The following is a 23,916-nucleotide window of genomic DNA, read 5'->3' on the forward strand; positions in this document are numbered from 1 at the left end:
AACGCCTAAGCCAACGCGTGGACTTACGAGCTTCACGTCCTACCGCGACACTGGTCCGCATACGAAAATGGAGATGGTGCCCTTGTCGGCCCGAACCCATTCAACAGGCAACGACCCCTTGATGTTCCATATCGCACCGCCTCGCCGCTCACAAGTGGGAAGCCTTGGACGCCCAGGGCTCCCGAGCCCTCGCCCGCCTCGCCGTAGGACCCCATCAGGGTGATTCGCCGACGTCGACGTTGGGGTCCCGGCACGGGCAAGGGCCGTTCGCACCGGCCACCTCGCTTAACGCCACACTAATCACTCCACCATGAAAGAGTGCGGCCATGGCGATAGAAAGTCTCCGCGAGCTGTGCACAGCCATGGACACGGCAGCGAAAGCAACCTGGCAACGCATCGAGTTCGGGCGATTGCCGGGGCGTCGGTTCGACGAAGCGTCTGTCACAGACAACCTGCTCTTCACCCTCCAGAGTCAAGTTCCTGGATTGCTGACCTACCAGAGCAACCAGGTGAAAGAGCGGGATTCAGGAGCCGACTGGGAGTGGTGGATCGGAGACGACCAGGCGGGGTGGATTTGCCTTCGCATCCAGGCCAAGCGCGTCTACGAGGACAACACCTACCGGATGCTGAAGCATCCTGGCGCAGGCGAAGACACCTTCCAGTACGACACGTTGATCAAGGGTTGTGACCCTGATCAGGCCCGCTACGCGTTTCACGTCTTTTACAACGGCTGGCCCGAGGGCACCTTTGAGGAAGGTACGTACTGGGCGCCGCCGGCCCGGTGGAACGCATGCCCGGGGCTCAGTTCATATAGGGACTGCAGGCACGCCGAGCCTCGCCACTACGGCTGCTCCATCATCTCTTCCTTCGCCGTCAAGGAGCTCAGCGACAGCGACATCGCTGGACCCGCCGCGGCCAGATTCCGCGTCCAGAAATACTTGTCGGCGGCGGTTCCCTGGTCGTACGCCTTCGGCTTCCCGCCCTGGGACCCCAAGCGAGAAGAGGAGCGCTGGCATCCTCGGCTGGACCGCGGTGACTGGGTCGACCGCGTTCACGGCACGCTCGAGGTGCTCAGCCGGCGTGGTGGCGCCAGCGGAGCACGGGACGCCTCGGGACACCTCGGGAACATCCCGATCGATCGAGACCAACGGACCTTCGAGCTTCCGCCGTATGTCGAGGCGATGCGTAGCAGCACGCCAGGACGCTTTGAGCCTGCTTCGGAGGATGAGGCGCCTGTCGCGCCTCAGACGGTGATCGTTGAGCGGAAGCCGAAGAAGCGGGCACGGAAGCGAAATTAAGAGGCTGTGGCTCACGGCAGATGAAGCCCCAGCGCCCTGCCTCACGCCCGTGGTCAGCGCAACCCAACCAGCAAAGCAGAACGCCTGGCACCCCATCAGAACGAGCGTCAAATGAGCGTCACGGGCGTCATTTCAGCGTCAAAATATCGCCCGCAACGCCCACAGTGCACATAATGCACACCGGCAAACATGCAGGTCAGGCGCCCTTTGCGATGGGCTCCAGGATCGCCACGCACTCCACGTGGTGCGTCATCGGGAAGAGGTCGAAGACGCGGAGGGTGCGGACCTTGTAGCCCTGGTCCTTGAAGTAGCCCAGGTCGCGGGCCAGGGCCGCCGGGTCGCACGCCACGTAGGCGATGCGGCGCGGGGTGAGGCCGGCCACCTGGCGGACCGTCTGCTTGCCGGCGCCGGCGCGGGGCGGGTCGAGGACGACGAGGTCGCACTCGGTGATGCCGGTCTTCGGGAGGATCTGCTCGACCTTGCCCTGCTCGATGCGGACCCGGGGGAAGTCCGCCAGGTTGTGGCGGGCGTCCTCGACGGCGCGCTTCGTCGACTCGATGCCGAGGACGGCGCCCGTCTCGCCGAGGCGCTCCGCGAGGGCGCCCGCGAAGATGCCGACGCCGCAGTAGAGGTCGAGGGCCATCTCGCCCTTGCGCGGCATCAGGCCCTGCATGACGGCCTTGATCAGGGTGTCGGCGGCCTGCGGGTGGACCTGCCAGAAGCCGCCCATGCCGACGCGGTAGGTGCGGCCGTCGGCGCGCTCGCGGACGAAGGGGCGGCCGTGGACGCGGTGGACGCCGCCGTCCTTCTCCTCGACGCGCAGCACCGAGACGGGCTGGTCCAGCTCGACGAGGGGCAGTCGGCCGCCGGGGCGGGGGGTCAGGACGACCTGGCGGTCGCTGGAGCCGGAGGCCGCGATGGCCTCCACCGACGCCATCTGCGGCCAGTCCTGCTTCTCGATGCCGAGTTCCGAGACCCCCGGCGCCGCGATCATGCAGTGGTCGATCAGCTCGACGTCGTGCGAGCGGTGCTTGCGCAGGCCGGCGTTGCCGTCGTCGTCGATCGCGAACTGGACGCGGGTGCGCCACTGCGGGACCTCGCCGGCCGGGAGCTTGTCGCCCTCGGCGGGCATGACGGTGCCGTCCCAGCCGGCGTCCTCCGGGGTGAGACCGGCGAGGCGCAGCAGCTGTTCGGCGACGACTTCGCCCTTGAGGCGGCGCTGGGCGCCCGGCTTGGCGTGCTGCCAGTCGCAGCCGCCGCACTTGCCGGGGCCGGCGTACGGGCAGGGGGCCGCGACGCGGTCCTTGGAGGCGTCCAGGACGGTGATGGCGTCGGCGCGCAGGAAGCGGGAGTCGACGTCGCCCTCGGTGACCTTCGCGATGACCTTCTCGCCGGGCAGGGTGTGGCGGACGAACAGGACCCGGCCGTCCGCGTTGCGCGCGATGCAGTGGCCTCCGTGCGCGACGGGCCCGACCTCGACCTCGAACTCCTCCCCGACCAGTGACTGCTTCTCGTTCTGCTCGGTCATGGTGGGGATGCTCCAGGAGATCAATGAAAAGCGAAAGGAAAACGGCCGGACGACCGACCCACCAGTTTACGTGGATCTCGTCCGGCCGTTCACCACCCGCCGGGAGGACCGCCGCGCCTGAAGCGCGGGCATTCCCCCCGCCGCTCCTCCGCTGCCGCTACTCCCCCGCCGCTACTTCCCCGCCGTGTCCTTCGGCCGCGGCGGCCGCGGCGGCCTCGGCGGTCGCGGCGTGTCGACCGGTCCGCGGCGGACGGCGCCCGGGGCGTTCCAGTCCTGCCGCTTCTTGGCCCGCCGCTTCGCGAGTTCGGAGGACTCCAGCTGGTAGGGCACGGAGGTGACCATCACGCCCGGCGTGAACAGCAGCCGGCCCTTGAGGCGCAGCGCGCTCTGGTTGTGGAGCAGGTGTTCGTACCAGCGGCCGACCACGTACTCCGGGATGTAGACGCTGACGGCGTCGCGCGGGTTCTCGCTGCGCAGGCCCTTCACGTACTCGACGACGGGCCGGGTGATCTCGCGGTACGGCGAGTCGAGGATCTTCAGCGGGACGTTGATCCCGCGCCGGTCCCACTCGGTGCGCAGCGCCTTGGTCTCGACCGGGTCGACGCTGATGCTGAGCGCTTCGAGGGTGTCGGAGCGGGTCAGCTTGGCGAAGGCGAGGGCGCGCAGCGTGGGCTTGTGGACCTTGGAGACCAGGACGATGGAGTGGACCCGCGAGGGGCGGACGCTGTCGTCACTGGGGCCCTCGGCCGCCGCGATCTCGGCGGAGACCCGGTCGTAGTGCTTGCGGATCGCGGTCATCGTTCCGTAGAAGATCACCATGCCCAGCAGGGCGACCCAGGCGCCGTGGGTGAACTTCGTGGCGAGGACGACGACCAGCACCATGCCGGTGAAGAAGGCGCCGAAGGTGTTGATGGCCCGGGAGCGGTGCATCCGGCGGCGGGCGGCGGGGTCGTGCTCGGTGCGCAGGTGGCGGTTCCAGTGCCGGACCATGCCGATCTGGCTGAGCGTGAAGGAGACGAAGACTCCGACGATGTAGAGCTGGATGAGCTTGGTGGAGTCGGCGTCGTAGAGCCAGACCAGCAGCATGGCCGCGCCCGCGAGCAGGACGATGCCGTTGGAGAAGGCGAGCCGGTCGCCGCGGGTGTGCAGCTGGCGCGGCAGGTACCGGTCCTGGGCGAGGATCGAGCCGAGCAGCGGGAAGCCGTTGTAGGCGGTGTTCGCGGCCAGGAAGAGGACGAGCGCGGTCGCCGCCGCGAGCACGATGAAGAGGAAGCTGCCCTCGCCGAAGACGGCTTCGCCGACCTGGGAGATCACCGGGTGCTGAACGTATTCGGGGCCGACCGGCACGCCGTCCTGGATCAGGTCGGCGGCGGGATTCTCCGCCATCCTCACGTTCGTGGCCATGGCCAGGCCGATGATGCCGCAGAACATCGTGACGGCCAGGGCGCCCATCAGGGCCAGGGTGGTGGCAGCGTTCTTGCTCTTGGGCTTGCGGAAGGCGGGGACGCCGTTGCTGATGGCCTCGACGCCGGTGAGCGCGGCGCAGCCGGAGGAGAAGGCGCGCAGCAGCAGGAAGACGAGGGCGAATCCGGCGAGTCCCTGGTGCTCGGGTTTGATCTCCAGGTCGGCCGTGGGGGCCTTCATGGTCTCGTCGAGGACGATGCCCCGGTAGGCGCCGTAAGCGATCATGACGAAGACGGCGCCGACGAAGATGTACGTCGGAATCGCGAAGAGGTTTCCGGATTCCTTCACTCCGCGCAGATTCATCAGCGTGAGCAACAGAATCATGATCATCGCCGAGAGCACCTTGTGCTCGATGACGAAATCGACGGCCGAGCCGAGGTTCTCGACTCCGGAGGAGATCGACACGGCCACGGTGAGGACGTAGTCGACGAGCAGCGCGCTCGCCACCGTGAGGCCGGCCTTGGGGCCGAGGTTGGTGTTGGCCACCTCGTAGTCGCCGCCGCCGCTGGGGTACGCGTGGACGTTCTGCCGGTAGGAGGCGACCACGGTGAACATCAGGACGACGACCGCGACCGCGATCCAGGGGCTGAAGTGGTAGGCCGACACACCCGCGATCGACAGGACCAGCAGCACTTCACCGGGGGCATATGCCACGGAGGACAGCGGGTCGGAAGCGAACACCGGCAGGGCGATCCGCTTGGGGAGGAGCGTTTCCCCGAGGCGGTCGCTGCGCAGCGCCCGGCCGATCAGGATCCGTTTGGGCACGTCGGTCAGTTTGGACACGCAGAGGATCGTAAGCGTTCGAAATCGGGCTGACGAACCCCCCGCCCCTTCTCGGGGCAATGAGGCACCGCCTGGACCCCAAATGGTCACACTGGTGACCGCCCGTGTGTAGCTTGGCCCATGGTCTGAGACCCTGTTTAGCCAGAGCATGCAATGAGGCTGAAAACCAGCGAGTCGCTGTCAGCCGGAAGGACGGCCGTGCACATCGTCATTATGGGCTGCGGAAGAGTGGGCTCTGCCCTCGCGCAGACCCTGGAACAGCAGGGGCATACGGTCGCTGTCGTCGACCAGGACCCCACCGCATTCCGCCGGCTCGGAGCATCGTTCGGCGGTCGTCGCGTCACCGGTGTCGGCTTCGACCAGGACACGCTGCGAGAGGCCGGGATCGAGGACGCGGGAGCCTTCGCGGCGGTCAGCAGCGGTGACAATTCCAACATCATCGCCGCGCGCGTGGCCCGCGAGATGTTCGGCGTCGAGAACGTCGCCGCCCGCATCTACGACCCCAAGCGCGCCGAGGTCTACCAGCGGCTCGGCATCCCCACGGTCGCGACCGTACGGTGGACCGCCGACCAGATGCTGCGCCGGCTGCTGCCGTCGGGCGCCGAGCCCCTGTGGCGCGACCCGAGCGGCGGTGTGCAGCTCGCCGAGGTGCACACCTCCACCGCGTGGATCGGTCACAAGGTCAGCCGGCTCCAAGAGGAGACCGGCGTCCGCGTGGCGTTCCTCACCCGGCTGGGCGAGGCGATGCTGCCGACTTCGCAGACCGTTCTCCAGGAGGGCGACCTCGTCCACGTGATGATGCGTACGGACGAGATCGACAAGGTTGAGGCGGCCTTCGCCGAGGGGCCTGAGGAGGCACACGCATGAGGGTCGCGATCGCCGGAGCCGGCGCCGTGGGTCGATCCATCGCGGGCGAGCTGCTGGAGAACGGCCACGAGGTCCTCCTCGTGGACAAGGCGCCGACCGCCATCTCGGTGGAGCGGGTGCCGCAGGCGGAGTGGCTGTTGGCCGACGCCTGCGAGATCACCTCGCTCGACGAGGCCGCGTTGCAGCGCTGCAACGTGGTCATCGCCGCCACCGGTGACGACAAGGTCAACCTCGTCGTCTCCCTGCTCGCCAAGACCGAGTACGGGGTCCCCCGGGTCGTGGCGCGCGTCAACAACCCGAAGAACGAGTGGCTCTTCAACGAGTCCTGGGGCGTCGACGTGGCCGTCTCCACGCCCCGCCTGATGTCCGCCCTCGTCGAGGAGGCCGTCAGCGTCGGTGATCTGGTGCGGCTGCTGCGCTTCAGCCACGGCGACGCCAACCTGGTCGAGCTGACCCTGCCCCCCGACTCCTCGGTCGCGGGCACCCAGATCGGCGAGATCACCTGGCCCGAGGACACCTCGCTCGTCACGATCATCCGCGGCAACCGGGTCCTCACCCCGCACGGCGAGGAGACCCTGGAGCCCGGCGACGAACTGCTGTTCGTGGCGGCGCAGGCCCGCGAGGAACAGTTGGAGGACCTCCTCCAGGCCCGGAACTGACACCGGCGCCGGACACCGGACACCGGACAGGGGCACCCGAAGCGGCGACCACAGCCGCCGGGCACGCCGACCCCGGGACCCGAACCCGCGTACGCCGAAGGGGCGGAGCAGCCGATCGGCTGCTCCGCCCCTTCGGCGTACGCCTGCGGGTCGGCCGCGTCAGACGCCGCGCTCCCGCGCCGCCTTGGCCGCCTTCTCGGCGGCCTCCTCGGCCTCGTACTCGGCGATCACGTCGATCGGCGGCGGCGCCTTCGCCAGGAACAGCCAGGTGAAGTACACGGCCAGCACCATCGGCGGGAGCTTGAGCGCGATCAGGACCCAGCCCAGCTGGGTCGCGTCGCCCCACCAGTACAGCGGGAAGAGGATCGCGTACTTGGCCAGGAAGATCAGGCCCCAGGCCAGGCTGGCCTTCGTGTACGCCTTCTTGCGGCCGGGGTTGCGGGTGCGCCAGGACAGGTTCTCCTTGAAGACCGGTCCGAGCACCACGCCGAGCAGCGGGAAGCCGAGCAGCGCGGAGACGGTGAACGCGACCCCGAGGCCGGCGCCGTAGATCATGCCGGGCAGGTAGAAGCCCTTGGCGTCGCCCGTGAAGAGGGCGAAGGCCACGCCCACGCCGACGCCGAAGACGCCGCTGAAGGCGTGCTTGACGGTGTCCTTGCGCAGCAGCCGCACGATCACGAGGAGGACGGCGACCGCGCCCGCCGCGATGGCCGACGACTTCACGTCCTTGTTGATCGTGTAGATCATGACGAACAGCAGGCCGGGGAGCATCGTCTCCACGGTCCCGCGGATGCCGCCGAAGGCGTCGAACAGCGCCGCCTGGGTCACGGCCTTCTGGTCGTCCCCCACCGGGCCCTCGGGCGTGGTGGGTTTGTCGAGTGACGTCACCGTCAGTGCTCCTGTCCGAGCGGTCGGAGTTCGTACTTCGGGTTGAAGAGCACCCGGCGCCCATGACTCATCGAGATCCGCCCGGAGGCGATCATGCGCCGCCCGGGCTCGATTCCCACGATCGAGCGACGTCCGAGCCACACCACGTCCAGCGCGGCCGAGCCGTCGAACAGTTCCGCTTCCAGTGCGGGCACTCCCGCGCGCGGCCTCAGGGTGACGGTCCGCAGGGTGCCCGTCACCTTGACTATCTGGCGGTCGTGGCAGTCGCAGATCCGCGTGCACCCCGCGGCTTCTGCGTCCTCCTGCAGCTCCGCCGAATGCAGCTCCTCCTGGGAGGTGGACAGCCGCTCCATCATCCGGCGGAACCGGCCCGCCGGCTTGGCCGGCTTCGGGGGCTTGTCTGGACGCGGTTCAGCACTCATACGGGAAGCCTACCGGCGCGCCCGCTACCTCTCGAAGCGGTATCCCATGCCCGGCTCGGTGATGAAGTGCCGCGGGTGCGAGGGGTCGGTCTCCAGCTTGCGGCGCAGCTGGGCCATGTAGACCCGCAGGTAGTTGGTCTCCGTGCCGTAGGAGGGCCCCCAGACCTCCTGGAGGAGCTGCTTCTGGCTGACCAGCTTGCCGCCGTTGCGCACCAGCACTTCCAGCAGGTGCCATTCGGTGGGGGTCAGGCGTACGTCGCGCCCCGCGCGCACCGCCTTCTTCGCGGCGAGGTCGACGGTGAACCCCTCGGTCTCCACGATCACCTCGTCCCCGCCCGCCCCGGCGGCGGGTTCGGCCCGGCGGACGGCGGCGCGCAGCCGCGCGAGCAGTTCGTCCATGCCGAAGGGCTTGGTGACGTAGTCGTCGGCGCCCGCGTCGAGGGCCTCGACCTTCTCGTCGGAGGTGTGGCGGGCGGAGAGCACGAGGATCGGCACCCGGGTCCAGCCGCGCAGCCCCTTGATCACCTCGATCCCGTCCATGTCGGGCAGCCCGAGGTCGAGGACGACCACGTCGGGGTGGCGGGCGGCGGCGAGCTCCAGGGCTCCCGCGCCGTCGGCGGCCGAGTCGACCTCGTACCGGCGCGCCTTGAGGTTGATCACGAGGGCTCGGACGATCTGCGGTTCGTCGTCCACGACGAGCACCCGGGTCATTGGGGTCCTGCTTTCTGTCGTTCGGGGTGTGCTGCCGTGTCCACGGGAAGGGATCGGGTTCCGGTTCCGGGCGCTGGGCCGTCCGGCGGCCGGTCCCGGCCGGCCGCGCGCAGGGTCAGCACCATCGTCAATCCGCCGCCGGGGGTGTCCTCGGCGGCGAGGCCGCCTCCCATGGCCTCGGCGAACCCCCGGGCGACGGCGAGGCCGAGGCCGACGCCGGCGCCGCGGGGGGCGTCACCGTAGCGCTGGAAGGGGGCGAAGATGCGGTCCTTGGCCTCGTCGGGGACCCCGCGCCCGCGGTCGACGACCCGTACCTCGACCCGGTCGCCGAGGAAACTGGCGGCGACGAGCACGGGTTGCCCGGCCGGGCTGTACTTGACGGCGTTCTCCACCACGTTGGCCACGGTCCGCTCCAGCAGCCCCGGGTCCACCGCCACCATCGGCAGGGTCTCGGGCACGTCGAGCAGCACGCTGTCCTCCGGTACGCCGCCCAGCGCCATCGGGACCACCTCGTCGAGGTCGATCTCGCGGATCAGCGGGGTCACCGTCCCGGTCTGGAGCCGGGACATGTCGAGCAGGTTGCCCACCAGGTGGTCGAGCCGGTCGGCGCCGTCCTCGATCCCCTCCAGCAGTTCCGCCCGGTCCTCCTCGGACCACTCGACGTCGTCCGAGCGCAGGGAGCTGACGGACGCCTTGATGGAGGCGAGCGGCGTGCGCAGGTCGTGGCTGACGGCCGCGAGCAGCGCGGTCCGGATCCGGTTGCCCTCGGCCAGCCTGCGGGCCTCCTCGGCTTCGCCGACGAGCCGCTGGCGGTCCAGTACGACCGCGGCCTGGGCCGCGAAGGCGCCGAGCACCCGGCGGTCCTCCGCGGGCAGGACCCGCCCGGACAGGGCCAGCGCCATGTGATCGCCGATCGGCATGTCCACGTCGGCGTCCTCGGGTCGGGCCGCCGGTTTGGGGCCGACGCTGCCGGCCCGGGTCCAGGGTTCGACGTCGCCCTGCCGCTCCAGCAGCGCGACGGACTCCATCCCGAAGGTCTCGCGCACCCGCTCCAGCAACGCGTCCAGGGCGGTCTCGCCGCGCAGCACGCTCCCGGCGAGGAAGGAGAGGATCTCGGACTCGGCGCGCAGCCGCGCGGCCTGGTGGGTGCGCCGGGCGGCCAGGTCGACGACGGAGGCGACGGATACGGCGACCCCGAAGAAGACCGCGATGGCCATGATGTTGCGGGGGTCGGAGACGGTGAGCCGGTGCAGCGGCGGGGCGAAGAAGTAGTTCAGCAGCAGTGAGCCGATGGCGGCGGAGGCGAGGGCCGGCCACAGACCGCCGAGGAGCGCGGACGCCACGGTCAGCGCCAGGAACAGCAGCATGTCGTTGGCGAGGCCCGGGTCGGCGTCGATGTGCGTGAGCAGGATGCACAGGAGCACCGGGCAGAGCGCCCCGATCAGCCAGCCGGCCACGATGCGGGGCCGGCCGAGGCGGGCCGCCGAGCGCACGACGGGCAGTCCGCGTCCCTTGGCGACCTCCTCGTGGGTGACGATGTGGACGTCCAGGTCGGGGCCCGAGTCACGGGCCACGGTGGCGCCGACTCCGGGACCGAGGACGTACTGCCAGGCCTTGCGGCGGCTCGAGCCGAGGACGATCTGGGTGGCGTTGACCCCGCGGGCGAAGGCGAGGAGGGCCTCGGGGATGTTGTCCCCGATCACATGGTGAAACGTTCCGCCCAGGTCCTCGACCAAGGTCCGCTGGACCGCGAGTTCCTTCGGGGAGGCCGAGGTCAGGCCGTCGCTGCGGGCGATGTAGACGGCGAGGATCTCGCTGCCGGAGCCCTTCGCCGCCATCCGGGAGGCGCGCCGGATCAGCGTGCGCCCCTCGGGCCCGCCGGTGAGCCCGACGACGATCCGCTCGCGCGCCTGCCAGGTGGAGCGGATGTCGTGCTCGCCGCGGTACTGCTGGAGGTACTCGTCCGCCCGGTCGGCCACCCACAGGAGCGCGAGCTCGCGAAGCGCCGTGAGGTTGCCCGGGCGGAAGTAGTTGGACAGGGCCGCGTCGACCTTGTCGGGCTTGTATATGTTCCCGTGCGCCATCCGCCGGCGCAGGGCCTGCGGGGACATGTCGACGAGCTCGACCTGGTCGGCCCGCCGCACCACCTCGTCCGGTACGGTCTCCCGCTGCCGGACGCCCGTGATGGACTCGACGACGTCCCCGAGGGACTCCAGGTGCTGGATGTTGACCGTGGACACGACGTCGATGCCGGCCCGCAGCAGCTCTTCCACGTCCTGCCAGCGCTTGGCGTTGCGGGAGCCGGGCACATTGGTGTGCGCCAGTTCGTCCACCAGCGCCACCGCGGGCCGGCGGGCCAGCAGCGCGTCCACGTCCATCTCCGTGAAGGCGGCGCCGCGGTGGAGCAGTTCCCGTCGCGGGACCTGTTCGAGACCGTGCAGCATGACCTCGGTGCGCGGACGCCCGTGGTGTTCGACGAAGCCGACGACGCAGTCGCCGCCCCGCTCCACCCGGCGATGGCCCTCCGCGAGCATGGCGTACGTCTTGCCCACACCGGGCGCCGCGCCGAGATAGATCCTTAGCCTGCCGCGTCCCATGCGCCCATTCTCGGGGACGTCACCGCTGTTCACGCACCGATGGGGGGCCGTACGCCCATCCCTGACGCATCCCTGACGCGCGCCCGCCCGGTGGTGGGGGCGCCGGCGGCGGCCGAAAACGCGCGCGGGCGGGCCCGCCCCCCGAGGGGAGCGCGACCCGCCCGCCGGCGGACTGCTCGTGGGTCAGCGGACCTCGGTGATCTCCGGGCCGCGCTCCAGCTGGCCCATGCCGCCGGAGAAGCGGGAGCCCTCCTGGTCCTCGGCCGTCTGCACGCCGTCCGGCACCATCTGGGCGTCGTTCGGCAGCTTCAGGACGATGGGGTCGCGAGGGGCCATCGGGCCGTCGCCGCGCAGGACGACGGTGTCCCGGAAGATCTGCTCCAGCACGCCGGCCGACTCGGGGCGCACCGCGCCCTGGCCGGAAATGACACCGCGCAGGAACCAGCGGGGACCGTCGACGCCGATGAAGCGCACCAGCTGGGCGCCGGTCTGGCCGTCCGGCAGGGGTACGGGCACCTGGGCCCGCAGTTCCCATCCGAGGGAGCCCTGGACCTCGTCGATGATGCCGCCCTGCTGGGTGATGCCCGTGGCGATCTCGTCACGGACCTCGCCCCAGATGCCCTCCTTCTTGGGGGCGGCGAAGGCCTGCAGTTGCACCGCGCTGTCCCCGAGGACGACGGTGGCGGCCACGATGGCGTCACCGGCGACCTCGACGCGCAGTTCCATGCCCTCGACACCGGGCACGAGGATGCCGCCCAGGTCGACGCGGCCGTCGGCCGGGTCGCCGAGCACCTCGGCGACGTCCCACGGGCCGTCGGGCCGGGGGGCCGGGGGCAGGTTCATCCTGCGCGGCTTGGCAGAGCCGAGCTCGCCCGCGTCGTCCGGCTCATCGGCGCGCACGCCGTCGACCTGCTCGGCCGCGCCGCCGTCCTTGACGGAGTCGTTCTTCTTGCGACGTCCGAACACGTCACTGTCCTTCCCGGTCGGTTACGACCGAAGCGTAGCCATTCCCACCCTGCTGACCAGCGCCGGATCCGGCCACGGCCGCATGACCGCCGGTGGAGCCGAACCCCCCGTCGGCCCGGGCCGAGCCGGGAAGCTCCTCCACCTCGTGGAAGCGCACCTTCTCGACCCGCTGGACAACCAGCTGGGCAATGCGGTCGAAACGCTCGAACCTGACGCTCTCGCGCGGGTCGAGATTGACCACGATCACCTTGATTTCCCCACGGTACCCGGCATCCACCGTCCCCGGGGCATTCACGAGCGCGAGCCCGCAGCGTGCGGCCAGGCCGGAGCGGGGGTGGACGAACGCGGCGTACCCGTCGGGCAGGGCGATCGAGACACCGGTGGGCAGTACGGTCCGCTCGCCGGGCTCCAGCTCCGCGGCCACGGTGGTGACCAGGTCGCAGCCGGCGTCACCGGGGTGGCCGTAGGCGGGCAGGGGCACCTCGGGGTCGACGCGGCGGATCAGCACGTCGACGTCATGGCGGGGCGCGTGGGTGTTCTGGGACATCAGGGGTTCACCTCGAAGGCGCGTGCGCGCCTGACCTGGTCCGGGTCGGCCATCGCCGCCCGGATCTCCTCGGGTCGACCGTTGTCGATGAAGTGGTCGACCTTCACTTCGATGAAGAGGGCGTCCGCCCGGACCGCGATCGGGCCCTGCGGGCCGCCGATCCGGCCGACGGCCGTGGAGTAGATCTTCCGCCCGGCCACGGCGGTGACCTCCGCCTCCAGGTACAGCACGGTGTCCACGGGGACGGGCCGCAGGAAGTCGGTCTCCAACCGGCCGGTGACGGCTATGAGTCGCAGCAGCCAGTTCAGGGAGCCCAGCGTCTCGTCGAGCGCGGTGGCCAGTACGCCGCCGTGGGCGAGGCCGGGTGCGCCCTGATGAGCGGGACGGACGGTGAACTCGGCGGTGACGCGCACGCCCTCGCCGGCGCGGGCCTCCAGGTGGAGGCCGTGCGGCTGTCCGCCGCCGCAGCCGAAACAGTGTTCGTAGTGCGCGCCGAGGAGCTCACCGGGTGCCGGCGCGTCGGGGTGCCGGACCGGTGCGGCGGCGTCGGCCGGGGGCGTCAACGCTGTGTTTCGTCCACTCACAGCCGCAGACCTTACCCGCGCGGCTACCCGCCGGTCGCCTCATGGCAGGCTTGCCCGTATGCAGCTCTCCCCCGCGCACCACGACGAACGCCTGTCCGCTCCCCGCTCCTGGTGGGGCATCGTCGTGCTGGCGGGCCTCGCGTGCGCGCTGATGCTGTTCCCGCTCGGGACGACGCCGCTGCTCGCGGGGCTGATCGGCGGCTCGGCGCTGACGGGGCTGCTGGTGAGTTCGTACGGTTCCGCGCGCGTGCGCGTGGTGAACGGTTCGCTGGCGGCGGGCACCGCCCGGATCCCGGTGACGGCCCTGGGCGAGCCCGAGATCCTGGACGCGGAGGAGGCCCGCGCCTGGCGCACGTACAAGGCCGACACCCGCGCGTTCATGCTGATGCGCAGCTACGTGCCGACGGCGGTCCGCGTCGAGGTGACGGACCCGGCGGACCCGACCCCGTACGTCTACCTCTCCACCCGCGAGCCGCAGGCCCTTTCGGCGGCGATCCGCGCGGCCAAGGGCGGCGCGGCCGAGGCCTGAGCGGCAGGCCGGCGCCCTCGGGGGCCGGCCTCAGTCGTCGCCGCGTGCCGGGCGGCCTTCCAGTGCGATCCTGGCGGCCTCGGGAAGGGGCTCAGAGGGCCGCTCCAGGGGCGGCAGGGCCGTGAGGGCACTCCAGGGCACGGCGCGACCGCGCAGGTCCCCACGTACCTTCTCGGCGAGTTTCCTGGTGTCCTTGCGGTTCATGACGGCGCCGACGGCGGCGCCCACCATGAAGGGCATCAGGTTCGGCAGGTTGCGGAACATCCGCTTCATGATCTGTTGGCGCAGTTCGCGCTTCATCTGACCGCCCAGCGCCACGTTGAGCGTCGTCGGCTTGGTCAGGTCGACCCCGCGCTCCTCCGTCCACGACGTGAGGTAGGCGAGGCTGCGGTCCTTCAGGTTCCCCGGCGGGCGGAGTCCGTAGACCTCGTGGAGTTCGGCGATGAGCTTCAGCTCGATCACCGCGACGCCGGTGATCTCCGCGGCCAGCTCCGCCGGCATGGCGGGCGGAACCGGGAGCATCGCCGCGGCGCCGATGCCCGCGCCCACGGTGGACGTGGCGTTGGCGGCCCCGGCGATCAGCTTGTCGGCGAGCTGATCGGGACCGAGGTCCGGGAACTGCGCGCGCAGTGTCGCGAGGTCCCGTACCGGAACGCGCGGGGCGTTCTCGATGATCCGGTCGCTGATGTACAGGGCGGCGGCCTTCACGCTCTCGCCGCCCCTGCGCACACCGTTCCTGACGGCCTGCACCGGACGCACCCCGGACAGGTGCCGGGGCTTGTCGTCGACGTCCGTGTCCGACGGCACCGCGGGGGCGGTGTCGCTGGGCACGGCAGTCCTCTCGATGGCCGAGCCGCCGGAGGCCCCAGGACCCGTTTCCGGGTCCGTGGCTGCCGCCTGCGTCTCCGCCTGACCACCAGATTTACGGAAGCGTCGCTTCCGAAATGGCGTCGAGCCCGTCACGGCCGAGGCCTCAGTCGCAGTCGCGGCAGATCGGCTGGCCGTTCTTCTCGCGCGCCAGCTGGCTGCGGTGGTGCACCAGGAAGCAGCTCATGCAGGTGAACTCATCGGCCTGCTTGGGCAGCACCCGGACGGCCAGTTCCTCGTTGGAAAGGTCCGCGCCGGGCAGTTCGAGGCTCTCGGCCCCGTCGAAGTCGTCGACGTCGACGCTGGACGAGGACTTCTCGCTGCGCCGGGCCTTCAGCTCCTCGATGCTGTCGTTGTCGACGTCGTCATCGGTCTTGCGTGGGGTGTCGTAGTCCGTTGCCATTTTTTCGCTCTCCCCCTCTGGGATTTAGCGGTGTCTCAGCGCACGTAACGCGCGAGAGGCCGGACTTGTGCCCGACCTGAGGCGGAGATTTTGCCTCACATCAAGGTCTGTTACTCAATCGACACCCAGCCGCACGCCCGAAGGGCTTGTAGCTGGGATGACGAGCGGGACCGTACACGGTCCGGGGGGCGTCATGCACAAACGCCACCCCGTGTATTTCCCGCCATCAGGGGGGCCGGAAACCCGGACTTCCCGGGCTTTCCGGCCGCCTCGGGGTCACTGAACGCACATGACCCGACACTCGAAAATGTGATCGATCACACAACTACCATCCATCATCCCCCCGGGCCGTTCCGCTCACAGCGAACGCGACCCCGAGTGGATCAAAGGGGCAACGTGACGCGCATCACCAGGCCACCACCCTCGCGGGGCGTCGCCTGGATACGCCCGCCGTGGGCGCGGGCCACGGAGCGCGCGATCGACAGACCGAGCCCCACACCCTTGTCGCTGCCCGTTCGCTCCGTACGCAGCCGCCTGAAGGGCTCGAAGAGGTTGTCCACCTCGTACGCGGGAACAACGGGACCCGTGTTCGATACCAAGAGGACCGCCTGACCGTGCTGGGCCTCGGTCGTGACCTCCACCCAGCCGCCCTCCGGGACGTTGTACCGGACGGCGTTCTGCACCAGGTTGAGGGCGATCCGCTCCAGCAGGACGCCGTTGCCCTGGACCACGGCCAACGCACGTTCGCCGCGGACCTCCACGCCCTTCGCCTGGGCCTCCCCGCGGGCCTGGTCGATGGCGCGCGAGGCGACCTCCGCCAGGTCGACGGGCTTGCGCTCGACGATCTGGTTCTCGCTGCGGGCCAGCAGCAACAGGCCCTCGACCAACTGCTCGCTGCGCTCGTTGGTGGCCAGCAGCGTCTTGCCGAGCTGTTGGAGTTCCACCGGCGCCCCTGGATCCGAGAGGTGCACCTCCAGCAGCGTCCGATTGATGGCCAGCGGGGTCCGCAACTCGTGCGAGGCGTTGGCCACGAAGCGCTGCTGCGCCGTGAAGGCCCGCTCCAGGCGGTCGAGCATCTCGTCGAAGGTGTCGGCGAGCTCCTTCAGCTCGTCGTCCGGCCCGTCCAGCTCGATCCGCCGGGTCAGGTCCGAGCCGACGACCCGGCGGGCGGTACGGGTGATCTTGCCCAGCGGCGAGAGCACCCGGCCGGCCATCGCGTAACCGAAGGCGAAGGCGATGATGCTGAGACCCAGGAGTGCCATCAGCGACCGGCTCAGCAGGTCGTCCAGCGCGTGCCGGCGCTGTTCGATGATGCACTTGCCGATGGCGGCGTTGAACTGGTCGAAGGACTGGTCGATGCCCACCACGCCGGGACAGGTGCTGCTGGAGACCTCGACCTTCTGCCCGCCGACGATCTTGAACGGGAGCGCGTTGCCCTCCCGCAGCGCCTGCGCGGCCAGCAGGTAGATGATCGACAGCAGCAGGATGCCCGCGATGAGGAACATGCCGCCGTACAGCAGGGTGAGCCGTATCCGGATGGTCGGGCGCAGCCACGGGAAGGGACCCTCGGCCTGTCCGGGGTCCCAGGTGGGTTTCGGTGGCGCCACCGGTGGCGCCGGGGTCGCTGCCACCCGCGTCAGATCCGGTATCCCGAACCGGGGACGGTCACGATGACCGGCGGCTCGCCGAGCTTGCGGCGCAGGGTCATGACGGTCACCCGGACGACGTTGGTGAAGGGGTCGGTGTTCTCGTCCCAGGCCTTCTCCAGGAGCTGCTCGGCGGACACCACGGTCCCCTCGCTGCGCATGAGGACCTCCAGCACCGCGAACTCCTTGGGCGCCAGCTGCACTTCCCGGCCGTCGCGGAACACCTCGCGCCGGTTCGGGTCGAGCTTGATCCCGGCCCGCTCCAGGACGGGCGGCAGGGCCACCGTCGTACGCCGCCCGAGGGCGCGCACGCGGGCGGTCAGCTCGGTGAAGGCGAAGGGCTTGGGCAGGTAGTCGTCGGCCCCGAGCTCCAGACCCTCGACCCGGTCGCTGACATCGCCGGAGGCGGTCAGCATGAGCACCCGGGTGGGCATGCCCAGCTCGACGATCTTCCGGCAGACGTCGTCACCGTGCACCAGCGGAAGGTCCCGGTCGAGCACGACGACGTCGTAGTCGTTCACCCCGACGCGCTCCAGGGCGGCGGCGCCGTCGTACACGACGTCCACGGCCATGGCCTCCCGGCGCAGGCCGGTGGCCACCGCATCGGCGAGCAGCTGCTCGTCCTCGACGACGAGTACGCGCACGTCGTTTCCTTCCTTCGAGCCCAGAAGGGCACACGTGTGTTGCCCGCCCATCCTGCCGGTTTCAGCCGTAAACCGGCTGTAAGGCACCGCTGGGGGCCTCTGCGGGGGGCGTGGGGGGGGCGGGACCGGACGTGAGGATTCCCTCGTTCTACGAGGTTTCTGCGACCAGGGTGGCGGGGAGGACCTCACCACACCCCAACCATTCCTTGACGGCGGATTGACACGCGCTCGTCCGCCGCCGGCCCACGAAGAGGGGGCGCACCCACCATGGACGCATTCAGCTCGGGTCTCCTGCAGCGCATCAGGAACACCCAGTCGGACCTCAGCAAGGCCCGGGAGACGGGCGACGACTTCCTCGCGGACGTGGAACAGGCCGAACTGGAGGACCTCCAGCGGCTCGCCGCTGAGCACGGCGTCTCCGTCACGGCGGCCTGACCCCCGCGACCCCGCCCCCGGGGCACCCGCCCCACGGACCACGGAACCCCCGCAGTAGGCACCACCGCGCCACGCACCACCGAGAGAGCACGCACCATCGAGAGCCGCAGTACCGCAGCACCCTCGTGACCCGCAGCTTCCGGCCCCGGCCGCCGCATTCGGCAGCCGGGGCCGACTCGTTCCCGGTCACGGCACCGGACGACGTCGGCCCGACCGGCGGGATCCGAGGAGACGTCCTAGTCGTGCCAGGCCCCGGCTTCCTCCAGCAGCGGCTGGAGCGAGGCGAAGACGGCCGGCGAGGCCACCAGGGCCAGTTCCGTGGAGGCCCGCTCGCCCGGCCTGCCGCCGCTGAGGGCGCCGGCCTCACGGGCGATCAGGTCGCCCGCCGCCAGGTCCCAGGGGTTCAGCCCGCGCTCGTAGTGCCCGTCCATGCGGCCGGCGGCCACATCGCACAGGTCCAGGGCGGCCGAACCGCCCCGGCGGATGTCGCGCACCCGCGGGATGATCCGCGCCGCCACCTCGGCCTGGTGGGCCCGCCGGGTCTGTACGTAGCCGAAGCCGGTCCCGATCAGCGCCTGGTCCAGCGGCGCGGCCGGCCGGCAGGCCAGCCGGGCGGTGCCCAGCCAGGCCCCGCCGCCGAGGACGGCGTGGAACGTTTCCCCGCGCATCGGCGCCTCCACGACGCCCACCACGGTCTCGCCCCGGTACTCGGCCGCGATGGACACGCCCCAGCTGGGCAGCCCGTAGAGGTAGTTCACGGTGCCGTCCAGCGGGTCGATGACCCAGCGCACCCCGCTGGTGCCCGGGCTGTCGGCGCCCTCCTCGCCCAGCAGGCCGTCCGTGGGCCGGCGCTCCGCGAGGATGCCGGTGATCAGCTTCTCCGCCGCGATGTCCATCTCGGTCACCACGTCGATCGGGCTGCTCTTGGTGGCGGCCACCGACAGGTCGGCCGGACGGCCGTCCCGCAGCAGTTCACCGGCCCGACGGGCGGCCTCGAGGCCCACGTCCAGCAGTTCGGCCTTGAGCTCTTCGGAAATCAACGTTTCTCCCCTGGGTGGTCTACGCGTAGGGACTGTCGGCGCCCGCGGCCGCCGGCCGCGGTGCCCGCGCCGGGCAGCAGCCCACGGCGCACAGGTCGTGACCGGGCCCCAGCAGACCGAGCGCACACCGCTCGACGCTCTCGCCGCGTTCGCCGGCGGCCCGCTCCAGTACGAGGTCACGGACCGCCGCGGCGAACCGCGGGTCGGCGCCGACCGTGGCGGAACGGGCGATCGGCAGGCCCAGTTCGGCCGCCTTCGCCGTCGCCTCGGTGTCGAGGTCGTACAGGACCTCCATGTGGTCCGACACGAAGCCGATCGGCACCATCACCGCCGCCGGGGCGCCCGCGCCGTGCAGCACTTCCAGGTGGTCGCAGATGTCCGGCTCCAGCCAGGGGATGTGCGGGGCGCCGCTGCGGGACTGGTAGACCAACTCCCAGGGCAGTTCGGTGCCCGTCCCCGCCCGCACGGCGTCCACGATCACCTTCGCGACGTCCAGGTGCTGCTTGACGTACGCGCCGCCCCCGCCGTGCTCCTCGGTCGGGCCGGAGGCGTCGGCGGCCGCGGTGGGGATGGAGTGCGTGGTGAACACCAGGTGGGCGCCGTCGCGCACCTGGTCGGGCAGGGCGGCCAGCGCGGCGAGCACCCCGTCGATCATGGGCTCCACGAAGCCGGGGTGGTTGAAGTAGTGCCGCAGCTTGTCCACCCGGGGCAGTTCGGCCACGCCCTCGTCGGCCAGCGTGGCCAGGGCGTCGGCCAGGTTCTCCCGGTACTGCCGGCAGCCCGAGTACGAGGCGTACGCGCTGGTCGCGAGGACCGCGATGCGGCGACGGCCGTCGGCGGCCATCTCCCGCAGCACGTCGGTGAGGTAGGGCGCCCAGTTGCGGTTGCCCCAGTAGACCGGCAGGTCCAGCCCGTGCTCGGCGAAGTCCTTGCGCAGCGCGTCCAGCAGCTCGCGGTTCTGCCCGTTGATGGGACTGACCCCGCCGAAGCCGAAGTAGTGCTGCCCGACCTCCTTCAGCCGCTCGCGCGGGATGCCGCGCCCGCGCGTGACGTTCTCCAGGAACGGCACGACGTCATCGGGTCCCTCGGGGCCGCCGAAGGACAGCAGCAGGAGGGCGTCGTAGGGGGCGGCGAGGCCTTCGGCCACGGGCGCTTCGGGGGCACGGAGCTGGTCTGACATGCCTCGAATCCTGCCACCACGCCTTCGTCGACGAGAAGCGGCCGTGTCCGCATCCCGGACGCGTCGGAGATAAGGTGACCCTAAGTCATACCGAGTCGAGCCGCCCGGGGCGCCGGCCGTCGGGCGGTCCCCGTGCGGGCGCCGCATCGCCGCCCGTAACCTGTAGGGGCGAATGACGTCCCTTACGGAGATCCCTTGCCCAGTCCTTACCGCGCGATCTTCGCTGCCCCCGGCACCAAAGGGTTCAGCGCCGCGGGCCTCATAGGCCGCCTACCGCTCTCCATGGTGGGCGTCGGCATCCTCACCATGATCTCCGAGATCACCGGTCGCTACGCGATGGCCAGCGCCCTGACCGGCGCGCTCGCCCTCTCCGCCGCCGTCCTCGGCCCGCAGATCTCCCGCCTGGTGGACCAGTACGGCCAGCGCCGGGTGCTGCGGCCCGCGACCCTGGTCTCCGTACTGGCCGTGGCCGTCATGTTGTTGGCCGCCGCCAACGGCTGGCCGGACTGGACCCTGTTCGTGTGCGCCGTCGTCGCCGGCTGCGTGCCCAGCGTCGGCTCGATGATCCGGGCCCGGTGGACCGCGATCTACCGCGATTCCCCGCGCGAGCTGCACACCGCGTACTCCTTCGAGTCCGTGATCGACGAGGTCTGCTTCATCTTCGGCCCGATCCTCGCCATCGGGCTGTCCACCATCTGGTTCCCCGAGGCCGGTCCGCTGATCGCCGCCGTCTGCCTGCTCGTCGGCGTCTGGCTGCTCACCGCGCAGCGGGACACCGAGCCCGAGCCGCACCCGCGCGGCGAGGACACCGACCGCACCTCGGCCCTGCGTTCCCCCGGACTCCAGGTGCTGGCGGCCACCTTCGTGGCCACCGGAGCGATCTTCGGTTCCATCGACGTCTCCACCCTGGCCTTCGCCGAGGAGCAGGGCAGCAAGTCCTCGGCCAGCTTCGTCCTGGCCATCTGGGCCCTCGGCTCCTGCCTCGCCGGAATCGTGTTCGGCCTGCTCCATCTCAAGGGGCGGACCGAACCTCGCTGGGTACTGGGCGTATGTGCGATGGCCGTGAGTATGATCCCCCTCCTACTGGCCGGGAACCTTCCGTTTCTGGCCGCGGCGCTCTTCGTCTCGGGCCTCGCCATCGCTCCCACGATGATCACCACGATGGCCCTGATCGAGGCGCACGTACCTCGCGCGAAGCTCACCGAGGGCATGACCTGGATCAGCACCGGGCTCGCGGTCGGCGTCGCCGTCGGCTCCTCGGTGACCGGTCTGGTCATCGACGCGGCCGGCGCGCAGCGGGGGTACGTCGTCTCCATCACGGCGGGAGCGGCCGCGGCGGCGGTGGCGTTCGCGGGTTACCGCCGGCTGACGAGGCCGGCGCAAGGGGAGGAGCCCTCTAGCGATGGCGCAGACACCGACAGTGCGGACGGCGGGGAAGAGCGGGCCGACCGAGTGGCGTAACTGGGCGGGCAACGTCCGCTCCAGGCCCACCCGCGTGGTGACACCGACCACGGTCGGGGAGCTTCAGGAGGCGGTCCGCCGGGCCGCCGAGCAGGGGCTGCGGGTGAAGGCGGTCGGCACCGGCCACTCCTTCACCGCGGCGGCCGCGACCGACGGCGTCCTTCTTCGGCCGCAGGCGCTGGCCGGCGTCCAGGAGGTCGACCGGGCGGCAGGCACCGTCACGGTGGCGGCCGGCACGGTGCTGAAGGACCTCAACCTGGCCCTCGCGGCGCAGGGCCTGTCGCTCACGAACATGGGCGACATCATGGAGCAGACGGTCTCCGGCGCCACCAGCACCGGCACGCACGGCACCGGCCGCGACTCCGCCTCCATCGCCGCGCAGATCCGCGCCCTGGACCTGGTCACCGCGGACGGCCGGCTGCTGCACTGCTCCGAGAAGGAGAACCCGGACGTCTTCGCCGCCGCCCGGCTCGGCATCGGCGCCCTCGGCATCGTCACCTCGCTGACCCTGGCCGTGGAGCCGCTGTTCTTCCTGACCGCCCGTGAGGAGCCCATGGGCTTCGACCGGGTGACCGCCGAGTTCGACGAGCACGTCGCGGAGAACGAGCACTTCGAGTTCTACTGGTTCCCGCACACCGGCAACTGCAACACCAAGCGGAACAACCGAAGCCAGGGCCCGGCGGCCCCGCCCGGACCGGTCAGCGCCTGGATCGAGGACGAGCTCCTGTCCAACGGCGTCTTCCAGGCCGTCAACTCCCTGGGCCGCGCCGTGCCCGCGGCCATCCCCGGCATCGCCAAGGTCGCCAGCCGCGCCCTGTCGGCCCGCACCTACACGGACATCCCGTACAAGGTGTTCACCAGCCCGCGCCGGGTGCGGTTCGTGGAGATGGAGTACGCGCTGCCCCGCGAGCGCGCCGTCGAGGCGCTGCGCGAGCTGAAGTCCGTGGTCGACCGGTCCGGGCTCCGGATCAGCTTCCCGGTGGAGGTGCGCACGGCTCCGGCGGACGACATCACCCTGTCGACGGCCTCGGGGCGCGAGAGCGCCTACATCGCGGTGCACATGTACCGGGGCACCCCGTACCAGGCCTACTTCACTGCGGCCGAGCGGATCTTCACCGAGTACGGCGGGCGGCCGCACTGGGGCAAGGTGCACACGCGGGACGCGGAGTACTTGGCCGGGGTCTACCCGCGCTTCGGCGAGTTCACCGCGCTGCGCGACCGGCTCGACCCGGACCGACTGTTCGGCAACGACTACCTGCGGCGGGTCCTGGGAGCCTGACCGGCTGCGCCGACGGGCGGTCAGGAGCCGCTCGGATCCGCCCCCGGAGCGGAACCGGAGCCACCCGAACCGCCGGGCGTCGGCCCCGGGGCCGGCGACGACGACGGCTTGCCGCTCGGCGTGACCGGCGGGCTCGGGGACACCGGCGGCGAGGCGTCGCCCGAGGGGGAGGTACCGGGGTCGGGGCTGCGACCCCCGTCGCCGTGCGAGGGCGAGGGGCTCGGGGAACTCCCGGACCCGGGGGTCCGCCCGTCACCGGTCTCCTTCCCGCCGTCGCCCTGCTCGCCCGGCTTCCCGGGCTTGCCGTCCTTCTCCCCGGCGCCCGGCCCCGTCCCGGGCGGGGCCGGGCGGTGGTCGGCGGCCTTGCGGGTACCGGCGGACAGGAGCGTGTCGCCGCCCTTGCTCACGGAGGTGCCGGCGAGGGCCTCGTACGTCCCGAGTCCGCCGATGGCGACGACGAAGGCGGCCGCCGAGGCCACCGCCGTGCGCTTCCAGCCCCGTACGCGGGTGCCGTGCACGGTCGCCTCGCCGAACTCCCCCGCCGGCTCGGCGGCGGCCGGCAGCACCGCCGTCCCGGCGTCCGGCCCCTGCCGCAGCGGGACCTGACGGCCCCTGGGGCGGGCGCCCTCGCGCAACTGGTCGCCGGTGCGCCGGAAGACGTGTCCGATGACGGGCCCGCCGGCGGTGGCGACCACGCTGACCACGCCGGCGCCGACGATGGTCCCGTAGACGCCGAGCTGCGAGGCGAGCAGCGCCGCCCCGACCGTGGCGAGGGAGGTCCCCGCGATCTGGGCGACGCTCAGATCGAGCTTCTTGACCTCGTCCGCCCGCTCCGGTCCGGTTTCCCCTGCCGTCTTCTGACCCATCGCCATCCCCTGTGTGTCACGCCTCTCGTGCTCGTGGTCCGTCAGCAGTTACTGACACCTGAGCGAAGGGGAAAGTTCCGTTTCTGGGGATTCTGTGAAGCACAACACCCGAAATCGGGCGCGCCCGCAGGTCGGCCCGGATTCGGACCCGATTTCGGGCAGCCCAACTCCCGCCGCCCAGGACAACTTCGGCGGCGCGGCGGTCCACCCAGGTGGCCCGAATGGAGTACTGTGGCGAGCCCTGGGGCCGTC

At 70.9% G+C, this 23,916-nt stretch carries 23 protein-coding genes; 7 read left to right on the forward strand and 16 right to left on the reverse strand.

Going from position 1 to position 23,916, the window contains the following annotated elements:
* The first annotated feature begins 326 nt into the window (after nt 1-326).
* Nucleotides 327-1,298 carry a DUF6615 family protein gene (locus ACFY0I_RS18500; RefSeq protein WP_388896577.1) on the forward strand — a complete coding sequence of 324 codons (972 nt, stop codon included), beginning with the start codon at nt 327-329 and terminating at the stop codon, nt 1,296-1,298.
* Between the two features lie 196 nt (nt 1,299-1,494).
* Here ACFY0I_RS18500 and ACFY0I_RS18505 read toward each other — a convergent pair whose 3' ends face one another.
* Together ACFY0I_RS18505 and ACFY0I_RS18510 are read right to left on the reverse strand one after the other, a co-directional pair.
* Nucleotides 1,495-2,826 carry a class I SAM-dependent RNA methyltransferase gene (locus ACFY0I_RS18505; RefSeq protein ID WP_388896579.1) on the reverse strand — a complete coding sequence of 444 codons (1,332 nt, stop codon included), beginning with the start codon at nt 2,824-2,826 and terminating at the stop codon, nt 1,495-1,497.
* Between the two features lie 171 nt (nt 2,827-2,997).
* Nucleotides 2,998-5,073, reverse strand: coding sequence for an APC family permease (locus ACFY0I_RS18510; protein WP_388896582.1), 2,076 nt, complete (start codon nt 5,071-5,073; stop codon nt 2,998-3,000).
* Between the two features lie 198 nt (nt 5,074-5,271).
* Here ACFY0I_RS18510 and ACFY0I_RS18515 point away from each other — a divergent pair, with 198 nt between their 5' ends.
* Nucleotides 5,272-5,940: a potassium channel family protein gene (locus ACFY0I_RS18515; RefSeq protein ID WP_388896584.1), complete on the forward strand. Its 669-nt coding sequence runs from the start codon at nt 5,272-5,274 to the stop codon at nt 5,938-5,940.
* Nucleotides 5,937-6,599, forward strand: coding sequence for a TrkA family potassium uptake protein (locus tag ACFY0I_RS18520; RefSeq protein ID WP_362878018.1), 663 nt, complete (start codon nt 5,937-5,939; stop codon nt 6,597-6,599). Before ACFY0I_RS18515 ends, ACFY0I_RS18520 begins: the two co-directional genes overlap by 4 nt.
* A gap of 159 nt (nt 6,600-6,758) precedes the next feature.
* On the opposite strand, the gene ACFY0I_RS18525 is transcribed toward ACFY0I_RS18520, so the two are convergent.
* The 7 genes from ACFY0I_RS18525 to ACFY0I_RS18555 all read right to left on the reverse strand — a co-directional run bounded on the left by ACFY0I_RS18525 (nt 6,759) and on the right by ACFY0I_RS18555 (nt 13,314).
* Entirely contained in the window at nt 6,759-7,487 is a 729-nt protein-coding gene (locus ACFY0I_RS18525; RefSeq protein ID WP_388896587.1) for a DUF3159 domain-containing protein, read from the reverse strand.
* A 2-nt stretch (nt 7,488-7,489) separates the two neighbouring features.
* A complete protein-coding gene (locus ACFY0I_RS18530) occupies nt 7,490-7,909 on the reverse strand; it encodes an OB-fold nucleic acid binding domain-containing protein (protein ID WP_385689780.1) in 420 nt (139 codons plus the stop codon).
* A gap of 24 nt (nt 7,910-7,933) precedes the next feature.
* Entirely contained in the window at nt 7,934-8,620 is a 687-nt protein-coding gene (locus tag ACFY0I_RS18535; RefSeq protein WP_388896590.1) for a response regulator, read from the reverse strand.
* The gene (locus tag ACFY0I_RS18540) at nt 8,617-11,217 is read right to left on the reverse strand and encodes a DUF4118 domain-containing protein (protein WP_388896592.1); all 2,601 of its coding nucleotides are present in this window, start codon (nt 11,215-11,217) and stop codon (nt 8,617-8,619) included. Before ACFY0I_RS18540 ends, ACFY0I_RS18535 begins: the two co-directional genes overlap by 4 nt.
* Nucleotides 11,218-11,400: 183 nt before the next feature.
* Complete coding sequence (locus ACFY0I_RS18545; protein ID WP_388896594.1) at nt 11,401-12,183, reverse strand: DUF3710 domain-containing protein; 783 nt, start codon at nt 12,181-12,183, stop codon at nt 11,401-11,403.
* 1 nt (nt 12,184) lies between these two features.
* Nucleotides 12,185-12,730 (reverse strand): dUTP diphosphatase, encoded by a 546-nt coding sequence (gene dut, locus ACFY0I_RS18550; RefSeq protein ID WP_281206977.1) that lies wholly within the window; start codon nt 12,728-12,730, stop codon nt 12,185-12,187.
* The gene (locus tag ACFY0I_RS18555) at nt 12,730-13,314 is read right to left on the reverse strand and encodes a PaaI family thioesterase (protein ID WP_388896597.1); all 585 of its coding nucleotides are present in this window, start codon (nt 13,312-13,314) and stop codon (nt 12,730-12,732) included. The genes dut and ACFY0I_RS18555 overlap by 1 nt, the downstream gene beginning before the upstream one ends.
* Before the next feature lie 58 nt (nt 13,315-13,372).
* Between ACFY0I_RS18555 and ACFY0I_RS18560 the strand changes: the two genes are divergently transcribed.
* On the forward strand, nt 13,373-13,843 hold the full coding sequence (locus ACFY0I_RS18560; RefSeq protein WP_388896600.1) for a DUF3093 domain-containing protein: 471 nt from the start codon (nt 13,373-13,375) through the stop codon (nt 13,841-13,843).
* Between the two features lie 30 nt (nt 13,844-13,873).
* Here ACFY0I_RS18560 and ACFY0I_RS18565 read toward each other — a convergent pair whose 3' ends face one another.
* From ACFY0I_RS18565 to ACFY0I_RS18580, 4 genes are all read right to left on the reverse strand, one after another.
* Complete coding sequence (locus ACFY0I_RS18565; RefSeq protein ID WP_388896602.1) at nt 13,874-14,806, reverse strand: hypothetical protein; 933 nt, start codon at nt 14,804-14,806, stop codon at nt 13,874-13,876.
* 10 nt (nt 14,807-14,816) lie between these two features.
* Nucleotides 14,817-15,113 (reverse strand): DUF4193 domain-containing protein, encoded by a 297-nt coding sequence (locus tag ACFY0I_RS18570; RefSeq protein WP_249768165.1) that lies wholly within the window; start codon nt 15,111-15,113, stop codon nt 14,817-14,819.
* A 383-nt stretch (nt 15,114-15,496) separates the two neighbouring features.
* Complete coding sequence (locus ACFY0I_RS18575) at nt 15,497-16,744, reverse strand: sensor histidine kinase (protein ID WP_388896605.1); 1,248 nt, start codon at nt 16,742-16,744, stop codon at nt 15,497-15,499.
* Nucleotides 16,745-16,749: 5 nt separating this feature from the next.
* Entirely contained in the window at nt 16,750-17,403 is a 654-nt protein-coding gene (locus tag ACFY0I_RS18580; protein ID WP_281206972.1) for a response regulator transcription factor, read from the reverse strand.
* Between the two features lie 267 nt (nt 17,404-17,670).
* Between ACFY0I_RS18580 and ACFY0I_RS18585 the strand changes: the two genes are divergently transcribed.
* On the forward strand, nt 17,671-17,838 hold the full coding sequence (locus ACFY0I_RS18585; RefSeq protein ID WP_388896608.1) for a hypothetical protein: 168 nt from the start codon (nt 17,671-17,673) through the stop codon (nt 17,836-17,838).
* Between the two features lie 236 nt (nt 17,839-18,074).
* Here the strand turns inward: ACFY0I_RS18585 and ACFY0I_RS18590 are convergent, their stop codons facing one another.
* Both ACFY0I_RS18590 and ACFY0I_RS18595 read right to left on the reverse strand, forming a co-directional pair.
* Entirely contained in the window at nt 18,075-18,878 is an 804-nt protein-coding gene (locus ACFY0I_RS18590; RefSeq protein ID WP_388896611.1) for an inositol monophosphatase family protein, read from the reverse strand.
* A 19-nt stretch (nt 18,879-18,897) separates the two neighbouring features.
* Entirely contained in the window at nt 18,898-20,058 is a 1,161-nt protein-coding gene (locus ACFY0I_RS18595; protein WP_388896614.1) for a ferrochelatase, read from the reverse strand.
* A gap of 195 nt (nt 20,059-20,253) precedes the next feature.
* Here ACFY0I_RS18595 and ACFY0I_RS18600 point away from each other — a divergent pair, with 195 nt between their 5' ends.
* Together ACFY0I_RS18600 and ACFY0I_RS18605 are read left to right on the forward strand one after the other, a co-directional pair.
* The gene (locus ACFY0I_RS18600) at nt 20,254-21,519 is read left to right on the forward strand and encodes an MFS transporter (RefSeq protein ID WP_388896617.1); all 1,266 of its coding nucleotides are present in this window, start codon (nt 20,254-20,256) and stop codon (nt 21,517-21,519) included.
* Nucleotides 21,461-22,798 carry a D-arabinono-1,4-lactone oxidase gene (locus ACFY0I_RS18605; protein ID WP_388896619.1) on the forward strand — a complete coding sequence of 446 codons (1,338 nt, stop codon included), beginning with the start codon at nt 21,461-21,463 and terminating at the stop codon, nt 22,796-22,798. Before ACFY0I_RS18600 ends, ACFY0I_RS18605 begins: the two co-directional genes overlap by 59 nt.
* 20 nt (nt 22,799-22,818) lie before the next feature.
* Here the strand turns inward: ACFY0I_RS18605 and ACFY0I_RS18610 are convergent, their stop codons facing one another.
* Nucleotides 22,819-23,664: a hypothetical protein gene (locus ACFY0I_RS18610; RefSeq protein WP_388896622.1), complete on the reverse strand. Its 846-nt coding sequence runs from the start codon at nt 23,662-23,664 to the stop codon at nt 22,819-22,821.
* Between the last annotated feature and the right edge of the window lie 252 nt (nt 23,665-23,916).

It is taken from the genome of Streptomyces sp. NPDC001568, from assembly GCF_042893755.1.
Classification (GTDB): Bacteria; Actinomycetota; Actinomycetes; order Streptomycetales; family Streptomycetaceae; genus Streptomyces.